The following is an 11,743-nucleotide window of genomic DNA, read 5'->3' as shown; positions in this document are numbered from 1 at the left end:
TTTCATTATTTCAAGGGCATTCGCCCCCGGATGGAAGGTCTATATCGATTGGTCCGAGCCTGATGGAATTTCGTTCTCCAGACCCCGTCGAGACGACCGGCGGGATCGGCGCGTCGTCCGCATCGGGAAGGCTGGGACGGCCCCGAGGGCCGACTCGTCGAGTCGCTCTGTTGGCTGGCTTCGGGGTGATCCTGGCACGGCCGACCTGGGGGAGCGAGGTGGTCCGCCTCGTGCTCGCCACCGCGACGCCGGGCGGCGGCTTTCCAGCCTTCGGCGAGACGCTCGCCCACGCCATCGCAGCCGTCGACCCGACTTTGGCGATCGAGCGGCGTGCCACCGGCGGGTCCGCCGAGAATGTCGGCCTCCTCCGCACCGGCCGGGTCGATCTCGGCCTCGTACAGGGCGCGTACGCCTATCTGGCCCTCGCCGAAGGCGGCGACCTGACCGTTCTGGCGCCGATGTACCCGACGCCGGGCCTGTTCGTGGTTCCGGCCGGCAGTGCGATCCGCTCCGTGTCGGATCTGCGCGGGCGCAGGGTCGTGCTCGGCACCCATAATTCGGGGCTTACCGTCATGGGCCGGAGCGCCCTCAGCGCCTCGGGTCTCGATCCCGAGCGGGACATCAGCCCGATGCTGCTCGACCGGGCCGGCGACGGTCCGGCCCTGGTGCGGGAGGGCCGCGCCGACGCGCTCTGGGGCGGCGGCCTCGACTGGCCAGGCTTCCATGCTCTGGCCGCCGATCCGGGCGGAGCCCGCTTTTTCGGACCGTCCGAGTCGGGAATCGCGCGCCTCGCGAAGCCCGGCGCGGCGACGCGGCGCCTGACGGTCCCGGCAGGCAGTTTCGCCGGCCAGACGGACCCGATCGAGACGGTCGGATCCTGGAGCTTCGTGCTCGCGCGGCCCGGCCTCCGCGAGGACGCGGCCTATCGCGTCGCGGCGGCGCTGGCGCGCACGGATTTGGCCACCGCCCAGCCGAAGAACCTCGTCGGCCTCGTCCCGGCGGAGAGGATCAATCCCGGGACCGCCCGCCTCCTCCGCGAAGCGGGCGTGAGCCTGCGCTGAGTCCGCCGGGCTTCAGCGGAAGGAGGCGACGCGGCGGTCGCGTTTCCGCTCGGCTGCCGGCTGGTAGGCGATCTCGGCGTGGTGGGTGCAATAGGGCAGCCCGGTGATCGACCGGGCGCCGCAGAACCGGAATTCCGGGGTCGTCGGATCGCCAAGCGGCCAGCGGCACATCGATTCCCGCAGGTCCATGATGGTCACGCGTTGCGAGACCGCCAGAGCCACTGGCTCCGGAGCCGGCACGGGCGCGGGCGCGGGAAATTCGGGGGCCGGACGATGGGCGAGGATCGCCACCGGCTCGGGCGCCTGTGTCTCGACCACCGCGATGGCGGTCTCGATCTCGACGGTCTTCGACGGCGGCGCGGCGGCGGGAGCCTCCTCGCCACCCCGGGCACGCCCGGCCAGACCGAGGCGATGGACCTTGCCGATCACCGCATTGCGGGTGACGCCGCCGAGCTGCGCCGCGATCTTGCTGGCGCTCTGCCCATCTTCCCACAACCGGCGCAGCAGCGCCACGCGATCATCCGTCCAGCCGAGAACCGGTTCCATCATCCCCTCCGCCCCCTGCGGCTCGGCTGCGTTCCCGAAAGCGAGGCCGTGTGTTCAGGCCGCCGGACGCCTTATCTCGGCCGACCGTGTCGCCGCGCAGACCGCGCCCTCGCGCGCCGGCTGCCGCACCGCGTGCGACACCCTGTCTCGCCAGGCCACGGGGGAACCCTAGCGCGGCGTTCGCGAGCGTTGCAAGGGCGGCCGGTCCCCCGATGCGGGCCGCCGCGGCGCCTGTCCACCGGCAATGGCGGCGGCCGATGGCCCCTCGGCCGTGCGATCGAGGCGGCCACGCTTGTGCCCGGATCCCGTGGAAACGTGACCCCTCCGCAACAGCGCGGCCATATCGTCCTGCTCAGCCGGCTATGGTGGAACAGGCTGTACGGCCAAGCTCGTTCCGTGTGGCAGAGTGGGCGCGTTACGCGGTTCAAGGAAGCGACGATGGGTTTTCGTCAGGTCAGCCTGCGCATGGCAGTGGCGTTCGGGCTGGCGGGGCAGGTCGCGGCGTGCGGCAGCGTCCCGCGGACTCCGTACAGCGCCGAGCAGGCCGCGCTGGCGACCATCCCCGGCGTCCCCGGTGCGCGCGTCTTCGCCGACGCGTCGGTGGACACGATCGCGGCGCTCGCCGCCAATCCGGAGCGTCGCCTCAAGGGCTTCACGTATCTGGCCCTGTCGGGCGGCGGCGGTGACGGCGCCTACGGGGCGGGCGTGCTCAACGGCTGGACGGCCTCCGGCAAGCGCCCGGAATTCACCCTCGTGTCCGGTGTCTCGACCGGCGCGCTGATCGCCCCCTTCGCGTTTCTGGGACCGGCCTACGATCCCTATCTGACCGAGTTCTACACCAGCGGCGTCGCGGGTGAGCTGGTGGCCTCGCCCAACCTGGCAAACGTGCTGTTCGGCTCCGGATTGTTCGGTGACGGACGCCTGCGCAGCCTGATCGACCGCTACGTCACGGCGGATCTCCTCAAGGCGGTTGCCGAGGAGCATGCCAAGGGGCGGCGCCTCCTCGTGGTGACGACGAACCTCGATTCCCAGCGGGCGGTGATCTGGAACATGGGCGCCATCGCGGCGAGCGGCGTGCCGAACGCCCGGGAGCTGTTCCGCGACGTGTTGGCGGCCTCGGCCAGCATTCCGGCGGTGTTCCCGCCCCAGTTCATCGACGTTTCGGCCGGCGACACGCGTTTCCAGGAGATGCATGTGGACGGCTCGGTGGTGACGCCGGTTTTCACCCTGCCGCAGAGCCTCCTGTTGCGCGACGGACGGATCCGTACGGGCGGCAAGGCCGAGATCTACGTGGTGATCAACGGCCGTCTTGAGCCGGATTTCGAGGTCACGAAGGACAACACGCTCTCGATCGTCGAGCGCTCATTCACGACGGCGAGCCGGGCGCGCTCCCGGGCCACGCTCACCGCGACCTACGCGCTCGCGCGTGCCAACGGCATCGGCTTCAACCTGACATACATTGACGAGAACGGCCCCAAGGCCTCGGCCGCCAAGGGCTTCGACACCGCCTACATGCGCGCGCTCTACGATGCGGGCCTCGAGAAGGGCCGGAGCGGCACCTTCTGGCAGCACACGGTTCCGGCTTCGCCGGTCCTCAGAGAGACCGCGAGCGTCGTGGCGCACTGATCGAACGGGGTTTTGCCGCGCGCCCGGCAGGGCGCGCGGTGGACGATGTCAGGTCCCGGAGCCGGATTGCCGGCGCAGGCCCGGTCCTGCCGACCTCTTATTTGCCCAGGATCTTCGTCACGAGGCGGCCGAGCGGGGTCGCCGAGCTGGCGTTCCGGTCGTCGCGGTACACGGGACGGTTCTCGTTGCCGAGGATCTTGGTGACGATGCGTCCGATCAGGTTCATGGCTCGGCCCTCCGTTATCGCGCCCAAATGGCGCAGCTTCCTATCAACGGGTGAGATGTGGGCCGCGTTCCAGATCACGCTCCCGATCGGCCGGCTCAGATCTGCATCAGGCGGATGTTGTTGGTGTTGCCGGCCGAATGGAACGGGATGCCGGCGGTGACCACGATGATGTCGTTCGGCTTGGCGAAGCCCTCGTCCTGCGCATGGTGGCGGGCCTTCGTGGTCATTTCCTCGTAGCTGTCGACATCCTCCGTCAGGACGCTGTGCGCACCCCAGAGCAGGCTCAACCGCCGCGAGGTTGCGACGTTCGGGGTCAAGGCCAGGATCGCAGCGGCCGGACGCTTGCGCGCCACCCGTGCCGCCGTGGTCCCGCTCGCCGTGTAGGCGACGATCGCGGCGGCGCGCACGGCCTCGGCGAGATCGGCCGTGGCGGTCGCCACCGCATGCGGCGGCGTCTCCTCCTCGCCCGGCTCCGAGGCCGCGATGATCGAGTGATAGAGCTTGTGCCCCTCCACGCTGCGGATGATCCGGTCCATCATCGCCACCGCCTCGACCGGGTAGCGGCCGGTCGCCGATTCCGCCGAGAGCATCACCGCGTCGGCGCCGTCATAGATGGCGGTGGCGACGTCCGACGCCTCGGCCCGGGTCGGCGCCGGGGCGTTGACCATGGAATCGAGCATCTGGGTCGCCACGACCACGGGCTTCACGGCCAGCCGGCAGGCTCGGATCAGCTCCTTCTGGCGCGCCGGCACATCCTCGTGCGGGATCTCGACACCGAGATCGCCGCGGGCAACCATCACGGCATCGGAGAGCCGGATGATGTCGTCGATCCGGTCCAGCGCCTGCGGCTTCTCGATCTTCGACATGATGCCGGCGCGGTCGCCGATGATGCCCCGCGCCTCGATCACGTCGGAGGGCTTCTGGACGAAGGACAGGGCGACCCAGTCGACGCCGAGATCCAGCCCGAAGGCGAGGTCGGCCCGGTCCTTCTCGGTGAGCGGCGAGAGGTCCAGCAGGGTGCCCGGCAGGTTCACGCCCTTGCGGTTCGAGATCGGTCCGCCGGTGATCACCTCGGCAGTGATGGAAGTCCGCTCGGGCCCTGTGACCCGCACCCGCACCCGCCCGTCGTCGATGAGGAGTTCCTGTCCCGGCACGACGGCGTCGAAGATCTCCGGGTGGTGCAGCGGGATCGCCTGCTTGTCACCCTCGGCGCCCTCGAGGACGAAGCGCACCGTCTCCCCGGCCTGAAGATCGAGCCGGCCGCCCTGAAGCGTGCCGATCCGGATCTTCGGTCCCTGGAGATCCTGCAGGATGCCGATCGGCCGGCCCACCTCCTTCTCCAGGTCGCGGATCGCCGCGTGGACCTTGGCGTGATCCGCCTGGACGCCGTGGCTGAAGTTCAACCGGAACGTGTCGACGCCGGCGAGGAACAGGGCGCGGAGCTGGTCCGGCGTGGAGCTGGCGGGACCGACGGTGGCGACGATCTTGGCGTGGCGGTGACGGCGCATGCGGGTCTCGCCCTCCTGGGGCTGTCTCTGGGAATCGAGCCGGGCGCTCGGTCGCGCCGCCGCCGCACACAGCGGTGCCCGGCACCGCCGCGGCTCCGGCCAGGCGATGTTTGGCGCGGCGGACTGATTCGGCCGGCGCCTATCTGGCCGTCTCCCGGGCGATCCCGGCAAGCCCGGCGTCGAACACGCCGGTGATGTCGGCGACCGCGTCGGCGTCGCTCATACCCTCGGCGTCGAAGGTCGCGCTCCAGATCACCGTGGACCCTTCACCGTTGGGGCGGACCGCCAGTGTCGCGTTGTAGGCGCGCACCGGCAGGGGGCCCTGGATGACGCTGTAGCTGTAGCTCATGCCGGTTTCGTCGCGCGCGGTCTCGACTTCCGCGATCGTGCCCAGGCCGCCCTTGACGACGAGGCCGCGGATCTGCGCGCGGATGCCGTCGTCGTCGTCCTCGCCCGACAGGATGCAGCGCTGGACCTGCGGGTGCCAGTTCTGGATCGCGCAGAAATCGCCGATCAGGGCCCAGACGGCAGCCGGCGGGGCCGGGATGTCGCGGCTGCGGGTGACTTCCAGGGCACTGGCTGGTCCGGCGGCCAGAAGGGCCGCACCGATCGCCGTGAGATAAGCACGTTGCACGGTTCGGTCTCCTGGCGTTCGGGCTGACGTGACGCGACTTGGGGCGGAGCCGCCGTCGCGGCGAGTCCCCGCTGAAGGTGCCGTCGCGGGCTCGGTGTGCTACGTCGCGCGCATCTGGATCACCGGAGATGCCCATGGACGATCGCGCTGCGCCGATGCGGCCCGCGACCTGGAGCGGCCCCCTGCGGACGGTCCTGACGACCGGAGCCTCACTTCTGATCGGTCTGGTGGCGCCGACGCTCGCCGCCGCGGGGCCGGACCAATCCCCGCCGGCCACGCCCCAGCCCTTCGAGACCTGCCGGGCCGATCTGATCGCCTGGGTCACGGCGCGGGCCGTGCCGCAGAGCCTCGCCGAGGCGCAGCTCGCCACCCTGACGCCCGATCCGGACGTGCTCGCCGCAACGCAGAGCCAGGGGGAGTTCGTCCGGCCGATCTGGGACTACATCGAGGCCAGCGTCACGCCGGCCCGCATCGAGGCCGGTCAGCGCAAGCTCGCCGAGCACGCCGACACGCTCGCGGCCATCGAGGCCCGGTACGGGGTCGACCGCCACATCCTGGTGGCGTTCTGGGGCGTGGAATCTAGCTACGGCGCCGTGCTCGAAAACGCGGCAGTGGTGAAGCCGGTCGTCCGCTCGCTGGCGACGCTCGGCTGCAGCGATCCCAATCGCTCCACCTACTGGCGCGACGAACTGACGGCAGCGCTCCAGATCCTGGCCTGGAACCAGGCGCCCCTCGACCGGATGCAAGCGGGGCTCACCGGATCCTGGGCCGGCGCCATGGGGCACACGCAGTTCATGCCCAGCGTCTACCAGCGCGAGGCGGTGGATTTCGACGGCGACGGACGACGCGACATCTGGACCTCGGTGCCGGATGCGCTCGCGTCGACGGCTCATTACCTCATCACCCACGGCTGGAAGCCCGGAGAAAGCTGGGGCGCCGAGGCGGCGCTGCCCGAGAATTTCGATGCGGCCCTCGCCGACGAGACGACGGTCCGCACCATCGCGGCATGGCGGGCGCTCGGCGTAAAGCCTGCGCGTGACCGCGCGATGCCGGACGAGGCCGAGGCGACCCTGATCCTGCCCGCCGGAATCCGCGGCCCCGCCTTCCTGCTGCAGCCGAACTTCGCGGTGATCCTGCGCTACAACACGGCCCTGGCCTACGCGCTCACCGTCGCGCTCCTGTCGGATCGCCTGAGCGGCGACCCGGGCCTGGTGCACGACTGGCCGCGGGGCGACCGGCCGCTCACGGCTGACGAGCGGCGCGATCTGCAGACCCGGCTCACGGAGCGCGGCTTCGCCACCGGCAGGGTCGACGGCAAGATCGGCCCCAAGACGCGGGCGGCACTGCGCGCCTTCCAGGGGTCGATCGGATTGCCGGCGGACGGCTATGCCGACGCCACGCTGCTGGACCGGGTCCGTGCGACGCCCTGAGTGGCGTCTACGCCAGGAAGGCGGGCTCGTCTCGGGCCAGCACCCGCTTGACGCTCTCCAGGTGCAGCCGCGCACTCTCGGCGCGTCCCGCCGCCTCCTGGGCCGCCACGTGCCTGACGATCGCCTCGGGCACGGTCTTGAGCGTGCGCCCCGTGCTCATGGCCAGGACCTGCGCCTGCGCGGCGCGCTCGAGATAGTAGAGATCGTCCCAGGCCTCCGCGATGGTCTCGCCCAGCACCATCACGCCGTGGTTCTTCAGGAACACCACGTCCGCCTCGCCGGCGCTCTCGGCGATCCGCCGGCCCTCGGACGCGTCGAGCGCCAGCCCGTTGTAATCCTCGTCCACGGCGATCCGGCCGTAGAAGCGCAGGGCCGTCTGGCCCGCCCATAGCAGCGGCTCGCCCTCCAGCATGGCGAGGGCCGTCGAATAGGGCATGTGGGTGTGGAACGCCGCCCGGGCGCGGGGCTTCAGCCGGTGCAACTCGGCATGGATGTGGAAGGCGGTGGCCTCGGGCTGACCTTCGCCCTCGACGACGTTGCCGTGGAAGTCGCAGAGCAGAAGGCTCGACGCGGTGACCTCCGCGAAGGCGAGGCCGTAGGGATTGACCAGGAACAGGTCGGGCCGCTCCGGCAGCACCGCCGAGAAGTGGTTGCAGATCCCCTCTTCCAGACCGTTCCGGGCGGCCCAGCGCAGGCAGGCGGCGAGGTCGATCCGGGCGCGACGCACGCTGTCGGCGTTCAGGGGCTCGTTGCTGCGGGCGGGCGGGCTTCCCGGGGCGGTAACGGCGTGCGCCATGCGTGCGGGCTTTCCTGTGTCTCGGGATCGGGCCGGGGACTCGGCCGGTGCCGCATTCTATCTGCTTGCGCCCTTGAGCGCAGCCGATCTGCGCTCAGCTGCGGCCGTCGGTGACGCCACCGACGAGGTTGAGGCCCAGCAAGAAGTCCGACGCAAAATCCGTGCGGATGACCGGCTCGCGGGGCACCGCCTCGCGCAGGAGATCGCGCTCGGCGCGCCGCGCCGCGACCGCCTCCTCCACCGACACGCGCCGGAACGACAGGCGCGCCCCGCCCCGGACCTGCGCCAGCCGACCGAGATCCGGTCCGATGACCGTGGCGATCTTCGGGTAGCCGCCGGTGGATTGCCGATCGGCCATCAGGATGATCGGCAGGCCGTTGCCGGGGACCTGGATCGCCCCCATGGCGACTCCGTCGGAGACGATGTCGTGGCCCTTGGCGTGCTTGAGCGGCGTGCCGTCGACGAAGCAGGCCATCCGGTCGCCCCGCGGCGAGACCGTCCAGGGACCCGCCAGGAAGGCCTCGATCTGATCGGGGGCGAAATAATCGTCCTGCGGGCCCAGCACCACCCGGATCACCCGGCCGTCGCGGTCGAGCCAGGGGGCGACGAGCCGCTGCGGCGCCCCGTCCAGGGTCCGGCCCTCGGCGACGGGCAGGCGGTCGCCCGCAGCGAGGCCGCGCCCGTCGAGGCCGCCGAGCCCCGAGCGAGTATGGGTCGCCGCCGATCCGAGGACCGGCGCCACGTCGAGCCGCCCAGCGACCGCCAGATAGCCCCAGGCGCCCGCATCGCCGGCCCGCACGACGAGCCTCTGGCCGGGTTCCAGGGTGAGCGCGACCGTATCGGGCAACGGCACCCCGTCCAGCGCGACGCGGAAACCCGGCGCGAGCAGGGCGATGCCGACGGGTCCGTCCTCCGCCGAGACGGTGACGCCGCCGGTGGAGATCTCGACGGCGGTGGCGTCGAGGGCGTTCGATGCCGCCCGGTTGGCGGCGGCGTGCATCAGCGGGTCCATGGGACCCGCGGCCGTGATGCCGTAGCGCAGGTAGCCGTGCCGGCCCCCGTCCTGCAGGGTTACGCCGGGTCCGGCGGACTCGATGACGAGGGCGGGCATCAGTGGGGCTCCCCGCGCCGGGCCACCGGCTCGCCTGCCGCCTCCCGGGCTGTCAGGGCGTCGAAGGTCGCGGAATCCACCGGTTCGAAGCGGATCTGGTCACCCGCGGCGACGAAGAAGCTCGGGTCGCGCTCGGGCGCGTAGAGACGGGCCGGCGTCGCGCCGAGCACGTACCAGCCGGTCGGCATCGGCACGGTCGCCACGGCGGCGAGACCCCCGCCGATCATGACGGCGTTGCGCGGATGCGGCGGCCGCGGGCTCGCGCGCCGGGGCACCGCCAGGGCCTCCGGCAGGCCGCCGAGATAGGCGAAGCCCGGCGCGAAGCCGTACATGTAGACCCGAAACGTCGTGGCCGAATGGGTCGACACCACCGCCTCCGGCGACAGCCCGCTGCGCTCGGCGACCTGCGCGATGTCCTCGCCATGCGGAGAAGCGTAGCAGCAGGGCAGGGTCCACAGGGTCGGACTGGACGCGCGCGCGGTCGCGCCCGACACCAGCGCCCGGACCCGTTCGGCGAGCGTCGCGCGGTCGAGCACCAGCGGATCATAGTGCAGCATCAGGGAGCGGTAGGTCGGCACGCGCTCCCGCAGCCCCTCGGGCGGATCCGCCCCGAGGGCGTCGTCCAGCGCCAGGACCCGGTCACTGATCGCCGGGTCGACCGTGCTGCCGAACTCGACCACGAGGGCCGCCTCGCCGGCGTCGAGAAGCCGGGGCTCCGCGACCGCGCTCACGGCCGGAACGGCGCCAGCGTGACGCCCGCGCCCTCCAGTCGGGTCCGCACCGCGCGGGCCGTGGCGACGGCGTGGGCGGAATCGCCGTGGACGCAGATCGAGCGGATCGGCGTCGGCAGCGTACGGCCGTCCGCCGTGAGGATCGCGCCCGCCTCGACCATGCGCAGGACCCGGTCGGCCGCCTCGCCGGCATCGGTGATCATCGCGCCGGGCTGGCTGCGCGGGATCAGGAGCCCGGTCGGCATGTAGCCGCGATCGGCGAAGATCTCCTGATGCACGTCGAGGCCGCAGGCCTCGCCCGCCGGCACCTGGGCGGTGAGCGCGATGGCGAGCAGCGCGAGATCGCGGTCCACGGCACGGACGGCCCGGGCGATGGCGTCGGCCACCGGTCGCTCCTCGGCGGCGACGTTGGCCAGCGCCCCGTGCGCCTTCACGTAGGTGATGCGGTGGCCGGCATAGGCGGCCAGCGCCTGGGCGGCGCCGATCTGGTAGGCGACGAGCCGCTCGATCTCGTCCGGGCTGAACGGCATCCGCCGCCGCCCGAAGCCCCAGAGGTCGGGGAAGCCCGGATGGGCGCCGACCGCGACGCCGCGCGCCTTCGCCAGCGCGAAGGTCCGGGCCATGATCTCGGGGTCGCCGGCATGGAGGCCGCAGGCGACGTTGGCCGAGGTGACGATCCCGAGGATCGCCGCGTCGTCGCCGCAGGCATAGGCGCCGTAGCCCTCGCCGAGGTCGGAATTCAGGTCCACGCTGGTCATCGCCGCCGCTCCGCGTGCCGATCGGGTCTCATAGGGCCGCAACGGGCTCCGGCTCGCTCGGATCCGCGCTGCAAGAATCGAGCGCGCGGCCCGCCGTCTCGGGCAACAGAAGCGCCGCGACGATCACGAGGCAATAGGCGCCCGCCGCCACGACGCCGATGGCGATGCCGAGTGTCAGCGAGCCGCTGAGATGGCCCACCACGGCCGGGCAGATCGCGCCCGTGGCGCGCCCGAAATTGTAGCAGAAGCCCTGTGCGGAGCCGCGGATCCGGCTCGGGAACAGCTCGCTCAGGAAGGCGCCCATCCCGGAAAAGACGCCGGAGAGGAAGAAGCCGAGGGGAAAGCCGAGGACCAGCATCACCGGGTCGGTGATCGGAATCAGCGTGTAGGCCAGGACGAGGAGACCGGCGCAGAAGCCGAACAGGATGAAGCCCAGGCGGCGCCCGATGCGGTCGGAGAGCCAGGCGCTGGTCAAATACCCGACGAACGATCCGAAGATCAGCATCAGCAGGTAGCCGCTGGTGTTCAGGACCGAGAGGTTCCGCTCGGTCTTCAGGTAGGTCGGAAGCCACGTGGTCACCGCGTAGTAGCCGCCCTGCATGCCGGTCGCCAGCAGGCTCGCCAGCACGGTCCGGCCGATCAGCGGCCGGGAGAAGATGTCGAGGAAGCTGCCCGTATCGCCGATGTCCCGCATGGCGGCGCGCGTCTGCCGGTAGACTTCCGGATCCTCGATGTTGCGGCGGATCCAGAATATCAGCACCGAGGGGAGGGCGCCGAGCCAGAACAGGATCCGCCACGCCACGGCGGGCTCCGCCAGGGCGAACACGGCCCAGAAGGCGATCGCCGCGCAGGCCCAGCCGACCGCCCAGCTCGACTGGACGAGGCCCACCGCCTTGCCGCGATAGCGGGCCTGGATCGTCTCGGCGATCAGCACGGAGCCCACCGACCACTCCCCGCCGAAGCCGAAGCCCTGCAGCGCGCGGGTGACGAGCAGTTGCTCGTAGGAGTGCGTGAAGCCGCTGAGCACCGTGAATAGGGTGAACCACGCGACGGTGGCCTGCAGGACGATTACCCGGCCGTAGCGGTCCGCCAGGATCCCGGCCGCCCAGCCGCCGATGGCCGAGGTCACCAGCGCGGCGGTGGCGATGTTGCCGGCCTCGACCTTGGTCAGGCCCCAGACCACGACCAGCGTCGGGATCAGGAAGGTGTAGACCATGTAGTCGAACGCATCGACGCCGTAGCCCGCGAAGGCCGCGCCCAGCACCCGGCGCTCCGCCGGACTCGTGTCTTTCACCCACATGGCGCAACTCCTTGGC

At 71.4% G+C, this 11,743-nt stretch carries 12 protein-coding genes; 3 read left to right on the top strand and 9 right to left on the bottom strand.

Annotated features, from left to right (window positions below):
- Positions 1-170: 170 nt before the first annotated feature.
- Positions 171-1,061, top strand: a complete 891-nt coding sequence (locus tag MCBMB27_RS13735) for a TAXI family TRAP transporter solute-binding subunit (RefSeq protein ID WP_075380692.1) — start codon at positions 171-173, stop codon at positions 1,059-1,061.
- Positions 1,062-1,073: 12 nt separating this feature from the next.
- Here the strand turns inward: MCBMB27_RS13735 and MCBMB27_RS13730 are convergent, their stop codons facing one another.
- Entirely contained in the window at positions 1,074-1,610 is a 537-nt protein-coding gene (locus tag MCBMB27_RS13730; protein ID WP_043346762.1) for a GcrA family cell cycle regulator, read from the bottom strand.
- Positions 1,611-2,045: 435 nt separating this feature from the next.
- Between MCBMB27_RS13730 and MCBMB27_RS13725 the strand changes: the two genes are divergently transcribed.
- Positions 2,046-3,233: a patatin-like phospholipase family protein gene (locus tag MCBMB27_RS13725; protein WP_043382908.1), complete on the top strand. Its 1,188-nt coding sequence runs from the start codon at positions 2,046-2,048 to the stop codon at positions 3,231-3,233.
- A gap of 97 nt (positions 3,234-3,330) precedes the next feature.
- Here the strand turns inward: MCBMB27_RS13725 and MCBMB27_RS13720 are convergent, their stop codons facing one another.
- The 3 genes from MCBMB27_RS13720 to MCBMB27_RS13710 form a co-directional block, all read right to left on the bottom strand.
- A complete protein-coding gene (locus tag MCBMB27_RS13720; RefSeq protein ID WP_043354815.1) occupies positions 3,331-3,459 on the bottom strand; it encodes a hypothetical protein in 129 nt (42 codons plus the stop codon).
- Between the two features lie 95 nt (positions 3,460-3,554).
- Positions 3,555-4,967, bottom strand: a complete 1,413-nt coding sequence (pyk, locus tag MCBMB27_RS13715; RefSeq protein WP_075380691.1) for a pyruvate kinase — start codon at positions 4,965-4,967, stop codon at positions 3,555-3,557.
- Positions 4,968-5,106: 139 nt separating this feature from the next.
- Positions 5,107-5,601, bottom strand: coding sequence for an SRPBCC family protein (locus MCBMB27_RS13710; RefSeq protein WP_075380690.1), 495 nt, complete (start codon positions 5,599-5,601; stop codon positions 5,107-5,109).
- 134 nt (positions 5,602-5,735) lie between these two features.
- Between MCBMB27_RS13710 and MCBMB27_RS13705 the strand changes: the two genes are divergently transcribed.
- Positions 5,736-7,031 carry a lytic murein transglycosylase gene (locus MCBMB27_RS13705; protein WP_075380689.1) on the top strand — a complete coding sequence of 432 codons (1,296 nt, stop codon included), beginning with the start codon at positions 5,736-5,738 and terminating at the stop codon, positions 7,029-7,031.
- Positions 7,032-7,038: 7 nt separating this feature from the next.
- On the opposite strand, the gene MCBMB27_RS13700 is transcribed toward MCBMB27_RS13705, so the two are convergent.
- From MCBMB27_RS13700 to MCBMB27_RS13680, 5 genes are all read right to left on the bottom strand, one after another.
- Positions 7,039-7,827, bottom strand: a complete 789-nt coding sequence (locus MCBMB27_RS13700; protein WP_075380688.1) for an aldolase — start codon at positions 7,825-7,827, stop codon at positions 7,039-7,041.
- A 94-nt stretch (positions 7,828-7,921) separates the two neighbouring features.
- Entirely contained in the window at positions 7,922-8,938 is a 1,017-nt protein-coding gene (locus MCBMB27_RS13695; RefSeq protein WP_075380687.1) for a 5-oxoprolinase subunit C family protein, read from the bottom strand.
- Entirely contained in the window at positions 8,938-9,669 is a 732-nt protein-coding gene (locus MCBMB27_RS13690; RefSeq protein ID WP_043354799.1) for a 5-oxoprolinase subunit B family protein, read from the bottom strand. Before MCBMB27_RS13690 ends, MCBMB27_RS13695 begins: the two co-directional genes overlap by 1 nt.
- Positions 9,666-10,427 (bottom strand): 5-oxoprolinase subunit PxpA, encoded by a 762-nt coding sequence (locus tag MCBMB27_RS13685; protein ID WP_075380686.1) that lies wholly within the window; start codon positions 10,425-10,427, stop codon positions 9,666-9,668. Before MCBMB27_RS13685 ends, MCBMB27_RS13690 begins: the two co-directional genes overlap by 4 nt.
- 28 nt (positions 10,428-10,455) lie before the next feature.
- A complete protein-coding gene (locus MCBMB27_RS13680) occupies positions 10,456-11,727 on the bottom strand; it encodes an MFS transporter (RefSeq protein ID WP_075380685.1) in 1,272 nt (423 codons plus the stop codon).
- Between the last annotated feature and the right edge of the window lie 16 nt (positions 11,728-11,743).

It is taken from the genome of Methylobacterium phyllosphaerae, from assembly GCF_001936175.1.
Lineage (GTDB): Bacteria > Pseudomonadota > Alphaproteobacteria > Rhizobiales > Beijerinckiaceae > Methylobacterium > Methylobacterium fujisawaense.
This window is presented reverse-complemented; position numbering and strand designations above follow the sequence as displayed.